16 protein-coding genes are annotated in these 17,786 nt (G+C 30.4%); 5 read left to right on the top strand and 11 right to left on the bottom strand.

The genetic code is table 11. The features are described from left to right. Positions 1-129 precede the first annotated feature (129 nt). Positions 130-1,134, top strand: a complete 1,005-nt coding sequence (locus KQI86_RS07575; protein WP_216438674.1) for a helix-turn-helix domain-containing protein — start codon at positions 130-132, stop codon at positions 1,132-1,134. A gap of 41 nt (positions 1,135-1,175) precedes the next feature. Here KQI86_RS07575 and KQI86_RS07570 read toward each other — a convergent pair whose 3' ends face one another. Continuing rightward, complete coding sequence (locus KQI86_RS07570; protein ID WP_246582717.1) at positions 1,176-2,045, bottom strand: alpha/beta fold hydrolase; 870 nt, start codon at positions 2,043-2,045, stop codon at positions 1,176-1,178. 485 nt (positions 2,046-2,530) lie between these two features. Then, on the bottom strand, positions 2,531-3,997 hold the full coding sequence (locus KQI86_RS07565) for a methyl-accepting chemotaxis protein (RefSeq protein ID WP_216438673.1): 1,467 nt from the start codon (positions 3,995-3,997) through the stop codon (positions 2,531-2,533). Between the two features lie 466 nt (positions 3,998-4,463). Between KQI86_RS07565 and KQI86_RS07560 the strand changes: the two genes are divergently transcribed. Then, positions 4,464-5,462, top strand: coding sequence for a 3-oxoacyl-[acyl-carrier-protein] synthase III C-terminal domain-containing protein (locus KQI86_RS07560; protein WP_216438672.1), 999 nt, complete (start codon positions 4,464-4,466; stop codon positions 5,460-5,462). 49 nt (positions 5,463-5,511) lie between these two features. Here the strand turns inward: KQI86_RS07560 and helD are convergent, their stop codons facing one another. From helD to KQI86_RS07540, 4 genes are all read right to left on the bottom strand, one after another. Continuing rightward, positions 5,512-7,743: an RNA polymerase recycling motor HelD gene (gene helD / locus KQI86_RS07555; RefSeq protein WP_216438671.1), complete on the bottom strand. Its 2,232-nt coding sequence runs from the start codon at positions 7,741-7,743 to the stop codon at positions 5,512-5,514. Positions 7,744-7,937: 194 nt separating this feature from the next. Then, on the bottom strand, positions 7,938-10,175 hold the full coding sequence (locus tag KQI86_RS07550) for an ATP-binding cassette domain-containing protein (protein WP_216438670.1): 2,238 nt from the start codon (positions 10,173-10,175) through the stop codon (positions 7,938-7,940). A gap of 67 nt (positions 10,176-10,242) precedes the next feature. Continuing rightward, entirely contained in the window at positions 10,243-10,944 is a 702-nt protein-coding gene (locus tag KQI86_RS07545; protein ID WP_216438669.1) for a MerR family transcriptional regulator, read from the bottom strand. Positions 10,945-11,039: 95 nt separating this feature from the next. Then, positions 11,040-11,774, bottom strand: a complete 735-nt coding sequence (locus tag KQI86_RS07540; protein WP_216438668.1) for an MBL fold metallo-hydrolase — start codon at positions 11,772-11,774, stop codon at positions 11,040-11,042. Between the two features lie 649 nt (positions 11,775-12,423). On the opposite strand from KQI86_RS07540, the gene KQI86_RS07535 reads away from it, so the two are divergent. Together KQI86_RS07535 and KQI86_RS07530 are read left to right on the top strand one after the other, a co-directional pair. Further along, on the top strand, positions 12,424-13,140 hold the full coding sequence (locus tag KQI86_RS07535) for a CoA transferase subunit A (protein WP_216438667.1): 717 nt from the start codon (positions 12,424-12,426) through the stop codon (positions 13,138-13,140). A gap of 11 nt (positions 13,141-13,151) precedes the next feature. Then, on the top strand, positions 13,152-13,805 hold the full coding sequence (locus KQI86_RS07530; RefSeq protein ID WP_281417223.1) for a 3-oxoacid CoA-transferase subunit B: 654 nt from the start codon (positions 13,152-13,154) through the stop codon (positions 13,803-13,805). 169 nt (positions 13,806-13,974) lie between these two features. Here the strand turns inward: KQI86_RS07530 and KQI86_RS07525 are convergent, their stop codons facing one another. From KQI86_RS07525 to KQI86_RS07510, 4 genes are all read right to left on the bottom strand, one after another. Beyond that, entirely contained in the window at positions 13,975-14,169 is a 195-nt protein-coding gene (locus KQI86_RS07525) for a DUF4177 domain-containing protein (RefSeq protein ID WP_216438665.1), read from the bottom strand. A gap of 20 nt (positions 14,170-14,189) precedes the next feature. Beyond that, positions 14,190-14,684, bottom strand: a complete 495-nt coding sequence (locus KQI86_RS07520) for a GNAT family N-acetyltransferase (RefSeq protein ID WP_216438664.1) — start codon at positions 14,682-14,684, stop codon at positions 14,190-14,192. A gap of 196 nt (positions 14,685-14,880) precedes the next feature. Then, complete coding sequence (locus KQI86_RS07515; RefSeq protein WP_216438663.1) at positions 14,881-15,723, bottom strand: aldo/keto reductase; 843 nt, start codon at positions 15,721-15,723, stop codon at positions 14,881-14,883. A 107-nt stretch (positions 15,724-15,830) separates the two neighbouring features. Continuing rightward, positions 15,831-16,466, bottom strand: coding sequence for a flavodoxin family protein (locus KQI86_RS07510; protein ID WP_216438662.1), 636 nt, complete (start codon positions 16,464-16,466; stop codon positions 15,831-15,833). 291 nt (positions 16,467-16,757) lie between these two features. Between KQI86_RS07510 and KQI86_RS07505 the strand changes: the two genes are divergently transcribed. Continuing rightward, on the top strand, positions 16,758-17,099 hold the full coding sequence (locus tag KQI86_RS07505; protein ID WP_216438661.1) for a winged helix-turn-helix transcriptional regulator: 342 nt from the start codon (positions 16,758-16,760) through the stop codon (positions 17,097-17,099). Between the two features lie 97 nt (positions 17,100-17,196). Here the strand turns inward: KQI86_RS07505 and KQI86_RS07500 are convergent, their stop codons facing one another. Further along, positions 17,197-17,775 carry a pentapeptide repeat-containing protein gene (locus KQI86_RS07500; protein WP_216438660.1) on the bottom strand — a complete coding sequence of 193 codons (579 nt, stop codon included), beginning with the start codon at positions 17,773-17,775 and terminating at the stop codon, positions 17,197-17,199. Positions 17,776-17,786: the final 11 nt, after the last annotated feature.

Raw genomic sequence — 17,786 nt, 5'->3', positions numbered from 1 at the left:
TTTCATTCTCATTTCAATTCTTGCATCTAATTTAATAATTTTATCATCTATTAGGATAATTTATGCTATAATAAACAGAGTTCTTAAAAATATTATATCCAGAGCTAAATAAATAATGAGGGATGATACATGGTTTCTAAAACAACAAAAGATTTTCAAAATAGAGTTTTAAATAAAATTACTTTTACACCCTATCCTACGGAAAACTACACTCTATATAAGAATGAAGCTAAGCCTGAACTTGGATATTTTATTAAATATGGTAGAGAAGGATATTATGATTTGGGAATTGGTGATTATACAATACCATTAAATTTTTCTCTTTCCTTTGATCATAATGAAGAATTAATGCGTTTTGGAACTGTCTATACTGGAGAGACTAAATTTAAAATTGAAAATAATCCTGTTTCTTCTTTTAGTCCTTCCTCATTTTTTGTAGTTGAAAAAAGACTAAAAGGAAAACAGGTTTGGAAAAAGGGTCAGCACTTTCACGGAGTAGAAATAACAATTTATAAAAAATACTTTGATGAAGTAGTAAAACCAAATTTCCCAAAGACTATAGATTTTAATAATTTTATTAGTAACCATACTTATCACTATCTACCTCTTGAAATAGCTTCTGTTATTCAAAACTTAAAGAATCTAGCTGAAGCTGATTATCTAACTCCTTTATATTTAGAAAGTAAGATTTTAGAATCTATAGCCTTGCTTTCTAATGAAGTATATTCCTCACCCAAAAATGCTTTTACTAACCAATTAAATTATGGTCATATTAAAATAGGGAAAAATAGACATATTACTTTAACTGCCTCAGATGCCAATGCAATACAAAAAGCCCACGATATTTTAACAAAGGAAGCTTGCAATCCTCCTACCATTAAAAGCTTAAGTAAAATGGTATTTCTAAATGAACAAAAATTAAAAGCAGGCTTTTTAGCAAAATATCATATGTCTATTAGCCAATATACTAATTCCATTAAAATGACAATGGCAGAAAATCTATTGACTACAACAGAATTAAGCATTGATGAAATATCTAAAATGGTTGGATATAATTATAGTGGAAACTTCGTAAAAATGTTTAAAAAGGTTCATGGAAAAACACCACTGGCTTTTAGGAAAATGAAAGGTTAAAACGAAAAATGAATTAACCACTCATTATAGTTTGTGTACTTTTAATTTAAGAATTCCCTTATTTCATCTCCTTGATTAACAAGGGAGTGCCCTTCATCAGGGATGAGATTTATATTAGCATGTCCTAGTAATGCTTCTAAACGTTTTGCCGTCTTTTCAGAATGTAACATAACATCTTTTCCTCCTACAAATAATGCAATTGGCATTGTTAATTTTATTAATTCATCATCTGAGAATAGAGGAATAGTCTCTTTTCTAAAGTTAAAATGTTTTGCAATTAACTTTTGATAATTTAACATTACCTGTGGTATTAGTTTATTACCATTAATTTTATAGTATAGTTTATCTATTCCTTTTTCTCCTAATAGCATATAAAATATAGATTTAAAAATAAAAGACTTTTTTTGAGGACCTATGCCTGCTGGACAAAGTAGAACAAGTTTATTTACCTTTTGTGGATATTTTATAGAAAACTTTGCTCCTAGCCATGCCCCTAATGAAATTCCAACAATACTTGCTTTTTCTATTGATAAGGCCTCAAAAACATCATTAAGCCAGCTTGAAAAATCATCGCCCTCTAATGGCAATTGAGTTTCATTACTTTTCCCTGGTTCTCCAGGCATGTCCACTGCATATACTCTATAATTATATGAATACTTCTCCATCTCATTTATCCACATAACTGAATTCATACCACTACCATGAAGTAATATAAGAGGTGGTAACTTTTCTTTTCCAGTAGCTATAATAAATGTTTTTCCATAACCCGTATTAACGTTAATTTCTTCATGGGGAAAAGACCAATTTTTAAGTAATGATTCATAATACTTTAAAATTTCATTTTTTCCTTCTTCAGATTTAAATGCAACTTGCATCTTACTATTATCTATTTTACTGCTACTTTTTCTCATCATTACACATCCTTATTATTTAATATTTATACACCCATTATATTGCACTTTATGCGAATTGTAAATATATTTTATTGTATTTTATTATACTTTATTGATATTCATTTAACTTTATTCCCTCTTTTTCTATTAATCATATTTTATTATTCAATCAAGTAGTAGTTAAATGATTATTTTATTTGGTAAATAATAAAAAAAATATGTATGGACTTTTACATCAATACATACTTAATTTTAAAGGCGTATATTTTTTACCTAACAGTAATAATATACTTCTAGTTTATTGATATTATTGATTTCATAAGTAATTATACTATACTAGTCTAAACTATTTATTATACTAGATAGCACGTGCTCTTAGATGTACAGTAAAAATTTATTTAATAAATAAGACGTATAGTAAATTAATCTAAAATCTATCAACAATTCTAAAACTTATAAAAAACCCCGACATATAATATGTCGAGGTTTTTATATTATCTATTTTATTCACTTATAGAGTTTAATTCATTACATATATCATCTATTTCGTCATAACTACTTGTTATATCCATTATGCTACTATTAAGCTCATCAATAGCCGCAAAAATTTCTTCCATAGCAGTTGCAGTGGATTCTACATTTTCGCTAATATTACTTACTGAACTTAATGTATTTTTCATCGTACTTTCAAGCAATATAGATTGTGATCCAACACTTCTTGAATAACTTAATACATTAGAAGTGTTCTTATTAACATCTTTAAATAACTCTTTAACATCATTTGTATGTTCAGTACATAACTCGATTGACTTTTCTTCTTTTAGTATTTCTTCTGCAACTGCCTTTGTTTTATTAGATATATTATTCAATATTGATTCTACTTGATCTGTAGATGTTTTTGAATCCTCAGCAAGTTTTCTTACTTCTTCTGCAACCACAGCAAAACCTCTTCCATGCTCTCCAGCTCTAGCTGCTTCTATTGATGCATTAAGTGCTAATAGATTGGTTTGCTCTGATATTTTTGTAATACTGTTAATAATATGAACTATTTTTGTATTTTCATCACTCAATTCATTTATCATAGACACCGCATTTAAAATATTTGTATTTACCTTATCCATTTCCGAAGATAATATATCTACTTTATCATTACCTTCTAACACAACATTTTCAGTTGACTTAGATAATTCCTCCATAGTTTTAATGGCATTGGTAACTTCTTCTACTTTTTCTACTCCATCCTCTATTGAATCTTTCATTCCATTCATTAAATCCACTTCTTTGGTTGCACTACTCGCAACGTCGCTTGTGGAGCTAGTTATTTCTTCTGTTATTTGTCCTGCTGCAGAAATTCCATTTTTTATTTTCTCATTAGTTGATGTTAAAATTTTTATAGTACTATATATTTTTTCTAGCAACAACTCTGCTCTAGATTTAGCTTCTTCAGTAGCTTTATGATTTTCTTCTAAATCTTTATAAATATTTTTGGTAGTAATAGCATTAATTGATAATATAACTGATGCTGCTATTACGTATAATATATAAATTGCTAATTCATAGTATTCTACGGAAGCAAAGAGGGTTGTTTTATAGCCTAAGAAGCAATACACCACAAGTACTATAGCCGAAATTGCTTCAATAATTAATATCCTTAAATCTTGATATACACTCATTACCATAACACCATAATATATCAAAATAAAATTAGCCCAATTTGGATTTGATATAAACATTATGAATATAACAGCAGTGTACATCATTACCGTATAATACATTGTTTGAATAATATATTTCTTTTTTATTAATATAAAATCAATTACAGCTAAAGGTATGGAAAGTCCAACTAATATTAATATGGCATTCCTATCTACCTTTAAAATTATATCAAAAATTGCCCTTAATGTTACCGATAATATAAATCCTGCCAACATTACTTTATTCTTCAATTCAGCATTTTTTTTGTAATCCATTACTACTCCCCCTTAATTAATGCCATACTATTATTATTCGTAATATTTTTATATAGCTTTACCATATCCTATATTTTTTTGTTATTAATCCTTATATTTCATAAATATACATTTTATTATATATAAGATATATAAGATATACAAATAACCATTTGCTAGGTCAATTATTGTGATCAAGTGATTCTTAGCTTCATATGGAGTTTGCTTAAAAGGAATACTTACTCCAGCTGAAGCTTAGAAGAACTTATCCAGGGACGTAGCATCCGTTATGCACAGCATAAGAACTCTAAATCGCTGAAGCTCAAGAGTTCTAATATCTCCCACTTGTAGAAAAGCGATGGGAGTATTACGGATGGTAGTCATCGGATAAATGTATTATTTTATATGATTATCTTAATTTATTGAAGTCTTCTCCGATAATTATAAATGGGTATATTTAACAATAAGGATAAGGCGGAGAGAATATATGAGTATAAAAATTAAAAACATCGAGTATTATCATCCTAAAACAAAGTATTCTAATGAATATTTTGTGAAGCATTTTTTTAACCAAGACGTAGATATTTCCGGGTTATTAAATATTACTGGAAGAAATCAGAGATATATTTCTGAAGATTTTCATGAAAATTCTTTAACTATGGCTATAGAAGCTTGTAAAAAAGTAATAAGAACTGCAAATATAGATGTACAAGATATAAATTTAGTTGTATTTGTATCTACTAGCCCAGAATATCTATCTCCTACAAATGCTGTTAAAATTCACGATGCTTTAGGTTTAGCTAAAGATGCAGGTGCATATGATATGAATGGTAATTGTGCAGGAATGATAATTGCAATGGATCAAGTCTGTAGAACAATGAAAAGCAATAACAGAATTAAATATAGTTTACTTGTAGGTTCAGATTTATTAAATAGATATTCAAGAAGATCAGAAGCCATTACTTATGCCAATTTTGGAGAATCTGCATGTGCTGTTTTACTAGAAAACACTGATGATAATATATCAGATTTCATAGACAGTTCATCTTACGTGGATAGCTCACTTAGCTGCTATATAAATTTTCCTCCTGAAGGCTTTTCTAAGGTATTACCAATAGATGAAGATACACCAAAAGATAATAGAATAGTAGAATGGATAGATTTTAATACAGATGATGCATTCGCAAGTTCTGTTGATTCAATAAATGAAATACTACTTCGAAATAATCTAACTAAAGATGATGTTAAATTATATTGCCTATCTCAATTTGCAAAGAAAAATGTTGATATGATAATGGAGACTTTAGAAGAACCAGAACACAAATTTCCATTCGTAGGTGACAGATTTGGATATACAGGTGTTACAAGCCCATTTATGGCCTTAGCTGATTCTGTTTCAAATGGTAAACTTAATCGTGGAGATTATATTATTTTATGGACAGTTGGAGCTGGTGTGGTTGCTTCATGTATACTACTTAGATATTAATATTTCTATATACTAAAAAAGCTGTAGTTTTATCTACAGCTTTTTAACATTATCCTAACAAAGGCGTAACCTTTCCTGAATAATATATGCCTAAAACATGAAGTGCCCTAGTACATGCAGTATAAAGTAGTAGCCTTTCCTCTTCGCAGCTGTAATTTTCATCCCCTGCATTATATATCAACACCACATCAAATTCTAATCCTTTAGCAAGATAAGCGGGTATTACCAAGGTATCACTGACATATTCATCATCATCCTTCATTATGGCTTTAACATGAATCTTGTTTTCTAAGAAACTGTGTACCTCTTGTGCTTCCTTTATAGTCCTTGTTATGATGCCAATAGATTTGTAGCCTTTATCCTTATATATTTTTATATCCTTTAGAAGTCTTTCTTTTATCTCCTCTTCATCTGGAAAGCCGAGGACTAAAGGCTTATCTCCACTTCTTTCTACCCACTCATCAGTAATCTTCTTGTTAAGAATCCTTCTTGAAAACTCAGTAATTTCCATTGTTGATCTGTAACTCTTGGTTAAATTTATTATGCATGTGTTATCCTTTGGAAATACATTGGAGATATTGCTATAATCCCCCACGTTCATGAATGGATTGATGGATTGATGTAAATCCCCTAGTATAGTCATATTGGCATGGCTGAAAAGTTGATAAAAGATTTCATACTGCAGCGGTGTATAGTCCTGAGCTTCATCAATAATAACATATTTGATTTCTGAGGTTTTTGGCAGGTCTCCTAAGGCACCTTTTAGATACAAAAGGGGTGGCTGATCCTCATAGTTAAGTTTTCCTGTTCTTAAGATTTCTAAAGTATAGTTTTTGATTTCATCAATATTTTTCTCACGATATCCAGTGTTTGATTTTTTTAAGAAAAATTCCAGGTTCTCAAAAAGCTTTTTATAAGCATCCACTAAATCAAGGTCTGTCATTCTATTGATTTCATTGTATATATCCTCTATTTCATTTTTTACAGTAACTATACTGCGCTCCATAATTTCTACATTATCTATATAGTTACCTGAATCCCTAAGCTCTTCAGCCTCTTCTTTTACCCAATGTTTTTCATAAGGCTTCATTAAAAACAAAATTCTTTCTCTTATCTTTTGAAGCCTTCTTTTAAGTGGAAGCTTTACATAATCTTTAAAAAATAATTCTTCTATATCCTTAGATGAGATTATCAAATTCCCTCTGAAAATAATATCTGTAAAATTTCTATCCATTTTTTCTAAATAGCATACATATGCTCTTAATACATCTATAAACTCCATGGAAGACTTAAATTTTATATTGCTTATTCTCTTTTCATAGGAACCATCCTTCTTAGAGACAAGAATATACTCCATCATCTCAGAATAGTTTTCCTTTATAAGCTCATTGCCTAATGCCTTGTGCATATATTCCTTAAATGTGGTCTGACACATATTATCTTCTCCAAGCTGGGGCAATACATTAGAAATATAATCGTTAAAAACATCATTTGGAGAGAATATTACTATATTTTGAGGTGTTATTTTATCCCTATGCTTATATAATAGATAGGCAATTCTATGAAGAGCAACGGAGGTTTTCCCACTTCCAGCAGGGCCTTGCACAATCAAATTTTTATACTCCTCATTACGAATTACTTTATTTTGCTCTCTTTGAATAGTTGTTACTATTGCCTTCATCTTACTATCGGCGCTTTTACTCAAGATATCCTGTAGCACTTCATCATCTATCTTAAGATTGCTGTCAAACATATACTTAATTTCACCATTATTAATTTTGTACTGTCTTTTCAGCGTAAGCTTCCCATTTACCGTTCCTTCAGGACATTTATAATTGGCTTCTCCAATTTCGTAATCATAAAACATGCCAGAAACCGGTGCTCTCCAGTCGTATACGAGAAAATCATAGTTATCATTAATAAGATTTGAGATTCCAATGTAATACTTTTCAGCTTTCTCCTCTCCATTTTCAATAAAGTCCATCCTTCCAAAGTAGGGTGATAGGAGCATTCTCTCGTATTTTTCCTCAAGTTTTTTTGTGAACTCGTGGCTTCTCTTCTGTATTTTCATGGTATTGATAAATCCCATAAAGTCTGCAACCTGATCTAATCCATTGGCTATGGAAACAGAGCCTATATCATTCCATAGTTCTCGTTGTGTTTCAATGGCATCCTTTTTAAACTTTTCTTTAAGATCATGTTTTTCATTATACTGTTTTTGAACCTCTTGAAGAACCTCCTGCAGCCATTCCTTTTCAACCTTCCATTCAAAATCCTTCATTATATCCCCTCCTTACATAGTAAAGACATTTGCCCAATGACAAATGTCTTTTTTATATGAAATATAGTCCCATCTTTGATTATTATATTTTAGCAGTTAGGTTCAAAATTTAGTAGTCTATATTTTATGCTTTATATATGTTATAATTAAAGTGAGGGGAGAGTTCTATAAATAGAATTCTCCTTTATTATTAACTAAATATACTTAGCTGTTAATGATGCTTCAGAGTTACATAATTGTTTTGGAGCCCCTTCAAATATTATCTCTCCACCTTTTGTTCCTCCTTCAGGCCCCATATCTATAATCCAATCCGCTCTTTTAATTACATCTACATTGTGTTCAATTATTATAACTGTATTGCCACTGTCCACAATGCTTTCAACTATGTTGATAAATTTTTCAATATCAGCCATATGAAGACCTGTTGTAGGCTCATCCAATATATATACAGAACTTTCATTATGCAATTCACTGGCAAGCTTTAATCTTTGACATTCTCCTCCAGATAAGGTATCGAGAGTTTGCCCTAAATTTAAATATCCAATGCCCATATTTTCTATAGACTGCAGTTTTGCCTTAACAGACTTTAAGTTAAAAAATTCAATTGCATCTGAAACTGACATTTCAAGAACTTCTATTATGCTTTTGTCATGTAATTTATAATCTAAAACTTCTTTTTTATACTTCTTGCCTTCACAAACATCGCAAGTACTTTTTATGTTTTCCATAAATGCAAGATTTGTTTCTATTATTCCGCTTCCATTACAATTTTCGCAGGCTCCTTGTGAATTTGAGCTAAATAATGATGCATTAACGCCATTTGCTTTAGCAAAAGCCTTTCTTATATCATCCATAATTCCACTATATGTTGTTAAACTAGATCTAGAATTAGCTGACACAGGACTTTGATCTACTAGTATTGCATCTTTATTTTGTTTTAAAAATTCATGTTTAATTAATGTACTTTTACCTGATCCTGCAACCCCTGTTACTACTGTTAATATACCCTTAGGTATTGTAACAGATATATTTTTCAAGTTATTCTTATTACAATTTACAGCTTTTAAATATCCCTTATGCTCTCTTACCTTTTCTTTAATAGAAAGAGTTTTATTTAAGGCATTTCCAGTTAAGGTTCCTGATTTAAGTAAACTTTCATAGGTTCCCTCATATACAATTTCACCACCATGCTTACCTGCCCTTGGGCCCACATCTATAACATGGTCTGCAATTTTAATAACATCAGGGTCATGCTCAACAACTATTACAGTATTGCCTTTATCACGTAGTTTTTTTAATAGATTGTTTAATTTATGGACATCTCTTGGATGAAGACCTATACTAGGTTCATCAAAGATATACATTAAATCTACAAGATTACTATTTAAATGCTTTACCATCTTTATACGTTGAGATTCTCCACCAGATAATGATGAAGTTTCTCTATCTAAAGTCAAATATCCAAGACCTATATCTATAATATTATTTAGCTTTTCTATTATCCCTTTAACTAAAGGTTCTGCTTCTGGCTCATTTATTTTTTTAACTACCTGAACTAATTCATCAATTTGCATGCTTGTTAAATCCGCTATATTATAACCATTAATTAAAGATCCATATACTCTTTCGTGAAGCCTTTTTCCCCTGCAAACAGGGCACTGGTCTTCTATAAGTAGTTTACTTAGCTTTTTCTTTGCAGCTTCAGAGGTTTCTCCTTCTTTACTTAAATATAGCCTATTAAACTTAACCAATAAGCCTTCATAGGTTACATTCATTCCACCTGTTTCATCTATCTTAATTTTATCTGGCCCACCATATAAAAACTTATCTAATTCTTCTTCTGAATAATCACATATTTTCTTATCATTATCAAAGTATCCTGACTGGGCAAATATCTTCCAATGCCAGGAATCAACTCCGAAACCTGAAAGTAAAATAGCTCCTTCATTTAAGGATTTACTCTTATCAAGAATCTCCTCCATATTTGGAACCAACTTTTTACCAAGGCCCTGACATTCCGGACACATACCATTAATATCATTAAAGGAAAACATATTAGCCTTACCGATATAAGTACTCCCAAACCTTGAATATAAAGCTCTAAGGAATGAATTTATATCTGTAATAGTACCTAAAGTTGACCTTGAATTACCACCAAGCCTGCTTTGGTCAATGATAATTGGTGTTGATAAATTTTCTATGTGATCAGCTTTAACCTCACCATATTTAGGTAAAAAATTTCTTATGAAGGCAGTGAAAGTCTCATTCAATTGACGTTGAGCTTCCTTTGCTACTGTCTCAAAAACAATTGATGACTTCCCTGAACCAGATACCCCTGTAAATATTGTTATTTTTCTCTTAGGTATCTTTAATGAAATATCTTTTAAATTATTTTCTTTGCAGCCCTTTAAAACTATAAATTCCTGCTCCATCTATATCCCTCCTTGGTACTCCTTTGTTTTTAATTCATATCTTATCTTTCGCCTGACACAAATATTACTATATATTAATCAATGTATTTAGATGAGAAATCAAATTCTTTATATCATTCTCTTTTTCTTCAATAGGAGATAACAACTCATCATCTTTATTTAAGAATTCAAAATTATTAGCTTTTATCTTTTTAATCATATTCACTATACATTGTGTAATATAGTTTTCAGCTCTTAAAAGCTTTATAATCTTTAATAATATCAATTCATTTTCAGAATAGACTCGGTAATTATTTTTATTATTTCTTGGTATCTCTAGCATTCCGTATCTTTCCCAATTAATAATCACATCTATAGATACACCGATTGCTTCTGCAGCCTCTTTTCTTTTTAAAGAAACACTTTTTTTCTCTGCCATATGATCTTTTAATAGATTTTTTATTTCTTTTATAACTTCATATTCCTTCGCCTTTTCTTTCTGCAGCTGTGCCAAGAAATTTTGACTTAAGGATAAAGCCTTCTCTAAGTCTCCTTTAGCAATAGTTTTTAAAATACCTCTTACTTCAAATAACATGTATGCTTTAACTGCTTCACTCTTTAAGGCTAGCCTTGCTATTTTAATTTGTTCAATATGCTTTTCCGAATAAATCCTGTATCCATTTTCCCTTCTCGGTACAGTGCTTATATATCCCCACTTTTCATAAGACAGTACAGTATTTGGGTGCACCCCTATGATTTTAGCTACATCTGATGTTCTATAGTTCTTCATAAAATAATTACCTCCCTTCTGAAAATTACTTATCAAATTATAACACATGTTATAAACTCTGGTGCGATAGTATAGGGTTGTAATTTCAATAAAGTTTACTCATTTCTTACGCAAATTTTTTTATGTTGTGATTTTAAAAACTTAATGATATCAGTTTTATTTATAGGTGATGAATGTCCTGGAAAACAAAGATTAAACTCTAAATTCTCTAGCGTATTTATAAAACTCTCTAATTTAACTGGATCATATTTGCAATTATTATAATAGTCCATTCCATAAGCATCTCCTATAAACACTACTTTTTCCTCTGGTACATGAACTATTACTGAATCCTCAGAATGAGGTGAAATAACATTCTTTAAGATAACTGTTAATCCTCCTAAATCTATTTCTAAATTGTTTTTAAATACTATATCCGCAGCAGTAATTTTTATCTCTTGAAATGTTTTATATTCTTTGCGAATATTAGTATCCGCAAATTCAATATCTTCTCCCGTTAAAAGACGCTTTTTCATTGCTTCATCTGTCCATTGCCATTTAGTCATAACCTTTAATTGTTCATTAGTTATTTCACATGCTATTGTTTTTCCCATAGCTGCATGCATCCCATAACTATGATCCCAATGCCAATGAGTAATTGCAACATAATCAGGTAATTTTAAATTTAATTTTTCTATAGAATTATTAAATTTCTCAACATGATTTTTTGAGTTCCCTGCATCCACCATCAAAGAATACTTATCTCCTTTAATGTATCCAAGTAATGGTCTATCAGTTTCCTTCTCGTTTATAAGATAATAAATTTTTTCTGTAACTTTTGTTAACGCCATAAAGACTCCCACCTTTCTTAATAGAAAACAAAAATCCCCATAGACGAACAATATCATCTATGGGGATTCTATTTATATAAAGATCTTTTATTTTATCAAATTAAACTTAATACAAAATATATATATCCATATTTTATCTTAATAAAAATAAGCATATACAATATTATATGTGTATTTAAAGTTATTTTATTTTTTATAAAAGAGTTTAATAGAAGATATTGTTCTTAAATGCAAAATCAAATAAAGCTCTAAGCTAGAACTTTAAAGCATCTTAAACTATTTAATTTTAATAGTTTAGTTAAGAACAACTGAAATCATCTCTTCAACTCTCCTTTTCTATAAATATAATCTTTCTAAAGTATATAACTTACCATTCTTACAGTCAACATTTTTTTGTATTGAAAACAATTAGATTATAATTTTCAATTAGTGGTTTTACACCGTTATATGGTCTTCTTGTTAATAGTATACTCTTGACATTTGAATAAAATTGGAATAATAATTATTATATGCCAATAATAATTAGATAGGAACAATAATTGCGAGATAGGAATAATAATAATGTAAGAATTAAATTTCTAAGATAGGAAGATTATTTCAAAACAAATAGTCTATGTTAGATTATAAAATTTTGGAGGTGTATAGAGAAATGACAAAGATTAAGACAATACAAGAAGCGGTAAAAAATATTAAAGATGGAATGAAAATTATGACAGCAGGTTTTTTAGGAGTAGGTGCTCCAATAAAGATGATAGATGCATTGGCAGAGACAAATGTTAAAGACCTTACACTTATTCAACCCGTATCAGCTCACCCAGGAGAAACTCACGATATTGGCAAGCTTGTAGCAAATAAACAAATAAAAAAGTTTGTAGGTTCACATATTGGAACTTGTGCTGAAATACAAGAACAATACAATGCAGGTACATTAGAAGTTGAATTTATACCTATGGGAACTGTAGTAGAATGTATAAGAGCTGGAGGGGCTGGACTTGGTGCAGTTATAACTCCAACTGGTATTGGAACTGAAATTGAAAATGGAAGAGATAAACTTACTATAGATGGAAAGGAATATTTAGTATTTCCACCAATAAAAGCAGATGTTGCGCTAATCAAGGGATATAAAGCTGATAAACTTGGGAATATCGTATATAGGGGAACAACTAAAGGAACAAATACAATTATGGCACTTGCAGCTGATTTAGTTATAGCTGAAGTAGATGAAATTGTAGAAGTGGGTGAAATTTCACCTGATAGTGTTGGAACACCAGGAATATTGGTAGATATAATAGTTCAAGGAGACTCTTTTGGAGAGAGAACAAAATATTTTGAAGATCTATGGACAAGAACTAACAAAATGAAATAGGGGGAGAAATGATGAATAGTAAAGAGATAATTGCAAGAAGAATCGCCAAAGAGTTTAGAGATGGAATGGTTGCCAATTTAGGATTCGGTATACCCAATATGGCTGCAAACTATTTGCCAGAAGGAATGGAAATAATACTACAATGTGAAAATGGTGCATTGAAGTTTGGTGCAACTCCAAGCATAGGTGAAGCTGATCCTGACTTAGCTAATTCTGGTGGAGCTCCAATTACTTTATTGCCAGGAGCATCAACATTTGAAATGGATCTATCTTTTGCAATAATAAGGGGTGGACATGTTGATATAACTGTATTAGGTGCTTTAGAAGTGGATCAAGAAGGAAGTATTGCAAACTGGAAGGTACCGGGAATTTTTGCACCAGGTATGGGCGGTGCAATGGACCTTTTAGCAGGAGCAAAATATGTAATAGCTGCTTTAAATCATAGTGATAAAAAAGGTAATCCAAAAGTGCTAAAGAAATGCACATTACCTTTATCAGCTAAAAAGTGTGTTGATCTTATAATTACTGATAAAGCAGTTATGAAGGTTACAGATAAAGGATTAGTATTAATGGAAGTGGCACCAGGTGTAACTGTTAATGAAGTAGTAAAGACCACTGAAGCTGATTTACTAATAGCTGATGATGTTAAGGAAATGGAAATATAATATGCTTATATACAAGATGAAGAATTTTTAAATCAATCTACTTTCGAATGTGAATTTGATACCTAGCGCTTAAGCCATGAAATCCACGAATAAAGGAGTGTTGAGTACACTCCTTTATTTCGTAATATAAGAATTAATTTGACACAGGGACTGCTAATAAAAACTCTTACTAATGTCTTCTCTTAAAAACTGCTATTGCCTCTCTGCCATAACCCTGTGCTGCATTTGTAGAAAAGCAAGATACTAATTCCCACCCTTGTTCTCCGAGTTTATTGAGTTTGTCGTCAAAATCTTCTATTTCCAATATACCACCCTGAAATCCCTTAAGTTGAATTTTAATAGTTTTATATTCCCACTTTTCCAAAATAAAATCCCTCCTATCTACTATCTGGCATGATAAATGTACTGTATTTCTCGTAGCCTTTTACCACCAATATCGTCATCCAAATATGCACTACTGGTTTCAAAGCCAAAACGTTCATAAAAATGCCGGGTCTTAGAGTTGGTTTCTAATACCCACAGAAAAATATCCTTATAACCCATCTGTATCAAACCATCAATTGTCGTTTGTAATAACTGCTTTCCATAGCCTTTTCCAAAATACTCAGGTAAGAGATAGATGGAGATGATTTCGCCATAGCCATTCATATCTGCAAATCTTGATGCTCCATAAGAAGAAGTGCCGATTATTTTGTCACCATCAAGCATAATCAGTGTATTCCATGTTGAATCATTAAGAAATTGCACCCAACGGCCTTTTGGGATACTATCAAGATATGCTTGGGGAATTATGCCCTTATAGGCGCCTTTCCAACTTTCCTCATAGACATTACTTATGGCAAAGCAATCATCTTGTTCGTTCATCAATCTGATTTCCATTTAATCATCTCCTCTACAAATCCCTATTTATCTACTATGCTTTCCAATAACTTACTAAAATAATTATAACACAAGCCAATGACACTTTTAATATCATTGGCTTACTTAATTCAAATATTTTATAAATTCCCTTTTATTTTGGTTCTCCACAGATACGGTTCTCCGTAATACCTATAACGTAGGCTTCTTAAATTAATTAAAAATCAAAATTATCTGGATCAGGTCCTATTCTCAAATCTTGATTTAGACTATTTATCTTCTCTACTTCTTCATTAGTTAATTCAAAATCAAATATCTGTGAATTTTCTATTATTCTGCCTTCGTTTGTAGACTTTGGAATAGTTACTATCCCATTTTGTATATCCCAGCGTAATATAATTTGAGCAATCGATTTATTATGATTATGAGCAATTTCCTTCAATATTTCATTATCAAATAATTTACCAACCATGAGTGGTGACCATGCTTCTACTTGAATATCATTCTGCTTACAGAACGCTCTAACCTTGCTTTGTGTTAAGCGTGGATGAAATTCTATTTGGTTTATCATTGGCTTAATCTCTGCATCCTTCATTAAATCTTCAAGATGATGTACTTGAAAGTTACTTACTCCTATTGCTTTTATACGGCCTTGTTTATATAAGTACTCCAATGCTCTCCAAGCATCTTTATACTTGCCTTCTACAGGCCAATGTATAAGATATAAATCTAAATAATCAAGTCCAAGTTTCTTTAAACTTGTTTCATAAGCCTTTATTGTGGATTCGTATCCTAAATCAGCATTCCAAACCTTAGATGTTATAAATAGATCTTCCCTTGAAATACCTGCTGCCTTTATTCCTTCAGCTATCCCTTTTCCCATACTTACTTCATTAGCATAAATAGCTGCTCCATCTATGCTTCTATAACCATTTTTTATTGCAGTCTTTACTGCATCAACTAATTTTGGGCTATCCTCTGCTCTAAAAACGCCAAGCCCTAGCCATGGCATTTTTACACCATTGTTTAAAGTTACTGTATTTTTTAAATTGCTTATCATATTACCTCTCTCCTTATAATTTATTTTAATATCTTTATCTTCTCTTTCACTTTCCTTTACATTATTTTTATCATAATAATTTATTTTAATACCTTTACCTTCAAAGCTTATCGGATGAAATTGGTAAATATTTTATCTTCTCTTTCATTTTCCTTTACATTATTTTTACCAGAATCAATAACCTTCAATAACCATGCCATATTCTTTCCCAGAACACTCATAATTTGCATTCCTTCTTCATCCTGTACTGCTTCTCCAGGTTTTGTACCATGAATTACATTCCAATAATTTGATGTTGGCATTACCATCTCTGAATAATTGATATAGTTATTCAGCTGTTCAAATGTTGGAACACCGCCAGATCTTCTTACTGCCACCACACTAGCCCCTACCTTATGTCTAAGCATTCCATTATTCACTGATGTAACTAAAAATGCACGATCTAAAAATGATTTCATTGTTCCTCCAATAGCTGAATAATGTACAGGGGAACCTAGAATAATTCCATCAGCCTCCTTCATCTTTTGAATCCAATCATTAACCTCATCATTCTGCATAACACATCTTTCGTTCATGTTTCTACTGCATCCCCTGCAATCCATACATCCGCGTATTATCTTATTTCCAACATGAACAATTTCTACCTCTATGTTCTCTTTCTCTAACTCTGCTGCTACAGCCTTTATTGCCTCATAAGTGTTTCCATTCTTTTTAGGACTTCCATTAAAAGCAACTGCTTTCATATATATACCTCCATATAATTTATTTTCAAATAATTTATTTTCAATCATGTGTTCATTATATGGTTCAATAATACAAGTGACAAGTACGCACTTTTTTGTTAGATTACTTACCTTTAAGTAAGATTTATCGTAATATCTATATTAATATAAAATAAAATTTTACTTAATAATAATCTATGTTTATTTTAATTTAGAAATTTGTTATTATAAAGTTACTTGGTATATACTGTAATTCCAATGCATAGTTAATCAAGTTTTATTAAATATAAAAGATTGAAGGTAGGTAACCAAATGATAAATTACAATGATAGGCATTATGTATGTTTATTAGATTTTTCAATGGATTTTATCAGAGGTAAATGGAAGGCAGTTTTATTATGTCATTTATATGATGAACCTAGAAGATTTTTAGAGCTTCAACGAATGACTAAAGGAATAAGTCAAAAAGTATTAAATGAAAAGCTTAAAGAATTAGAAAATGAAGATTTAATAAATAAGCAGATTTATCCTGAAATCCCACCAAAAGTTGAATATTACCTTACTGAAAAGGGAAGAGATCTTACTAAAATCATTAAAGAAATTGAATCTTGGTCTATTAAATATTATTCTCACTTAGACAGTGGATGTAAATAATCTATTGTTGACAATGTAGTATAAACATAATAAACTTAAGCCCACCTGAATACAAGGTGGGCTTGCCTTTTGTTGCTGCAATTTGATATTTTATATATTAATCTATTACTATATCTATTGAACTTAGCAAATTTGCTACCTCAGGCAATGAAAACTTTGCTTTCTTTAATTTGTTACTTTGAATATCAATAACATATCCAGATGCCCCTCTAAAATCTGCCTTTGTCATATTGCATTGGGTAAATTGTGTAGATTCAAAGCGTACATCTTTAAAATTTGCATTTATTAAATCACAATCTTCAAAAAAACTTTCTTGAAATTTTGAGCCAGAAAAATTAAAGTTATTTAATTTCATTGATATAAAGTTATTATATTTAAAGAAACATTCTCTAACTTTATTTATTGGTCCTGCACTAAAGGAATCCCCATTTAAAGCATTCCAGTTGATACCTATAAATTCTGATTCATTTAGTGTTACATTCCTCATAGTGGAAAATTTAAATGTAACACTATTCATCGTGCAATTATCAAATTTACATTCCTTAAATATACAATTATTAATTTCTACATCTACAAAATTGCAATTATAAAATTCACAGTCAACATATTCCCTATTACTTATAATTTCATCTCTAAACTTTAAACCTTTAATTTTCTCATTTTCAAAATAATCCATAATATTTCTCC

It is taken from the genome of Clostridium mobile (assembly GCF_018918285.1).
GTDB lineage: Bacteria > Bacillota > Clostridia > Clostridiales > Clostridiaceae > Clostridium_AW > Clostridium_AW mobile.
The sequence above is the reverse complement of the archived record's forward strand: the minus strand, read 5'-3'. Positions and strand labels throughout refer to the sequence as shown.

Bases quoted from the DNA above. Each gene is read 5' to 3' on its own strand.
- KQI86_RS07575 (WP_216438674.1), top strand. From the start codon at position 130: ATGGTTTCTAAAACAACAAAAGATTTTCAAAATAGAGTTTTAAATAAA.
- KQI86_RS07570 (WP_246582717.1), bottom strand. From the start codon at position 2,045: ATGAGAAAAAGTAGCAGTAAAATAGATAATAGTAAGATGCAAGTTGCA.
- KQI86_RS07565 (WP_216438673.1), bottom strand. From the start codon at position 3,997: ATGGATTACAAAAAAAATGCTGAATTGAAGAATAAAGTAATGTTGGCA.
- KQI86_RS07560 (WP_216438672.1), top strand. From the start codon at position 4,464: ATGAGTATAAAAATTAAAAACATCGAGTATTATCATCCTAAAACAAAG.
- helD (WP_216438671.1), bottom strand. From the start codon at position 7,743: ATGAAGGATTTTGAATGGAAGGTTGAAAAGGAATGGCTGCAGGAGGTT.
- KQI86_RS07550 (WP_216438670.1), bottom strand. From the start codon at position 10,175: ATGGAGCAGGAATTTATAGTTTTAAAGGGCTGCAAAGAAAATAATTTA.
- KQI86_RS07545 (WP_216438669.1), bottom strand. From the start codon at position 10,944: ATGAAGAACTATAGAACATCAGATGTAGCTAAAATCATAGGGGTGCAC.
- KQI86_RS07540 (WP_216438668.1), bottom strand. From the start codon at position 11,774: ATGGCGTTAACAAAAGTTACAGAAAAAATTTATTATCTTATAAACGAG.
- KQI86_RS07535 (WP_216438667.1), top strand. From the start codon at position 12,424: ATGACAAAGATTAAGACAATACAAGAAGCGGTAAAAAATATTAAAGAT.
- KQI86_RS07530 (WP_281417223.1), top strand. From the start codon at position 13,152: ATGAATAGTAAAGAGATAATTGCAAGAAGAATCGCCAAAGAGTTTAGA.
- KQI86_RS07520 (WP_216438664.1), bottom strand. From the start codon at position 14,684: ATGGAAATCAGATTGATGAACGAACAAGATGATTGCTTTGCCATAAGT.
- KQI86_RS07515 (WP_216438663.1), bottom strand. From the start codon at position 15,723: ATGATAAGCAATTTAAAAAATACAGTAACTTTAAACAATGGTGTAAAA.
- KQI86_RS07510 (WP_216438662.1), bottom strand. From the start codon at position 16,466: ATGAAAGCAGTTGCTTTTAATGGAAGTCCTAAAAAGAATGGAAACACT.
- KQI86_RS07505 (WP_216438661.1), top strand. From the start codon at position 16,758: ATGATAAATTACAATGATAGGCATTATGTATGTTTATTAGATTTTTCA.
- KQI86_RS07500 (WP_216438660.1), bottom strand. From the start codon at position 17,775: ATGGATTATTTTGAAAATGAGAAAATTAAAGGTTTAAAGTTTAGAGAT.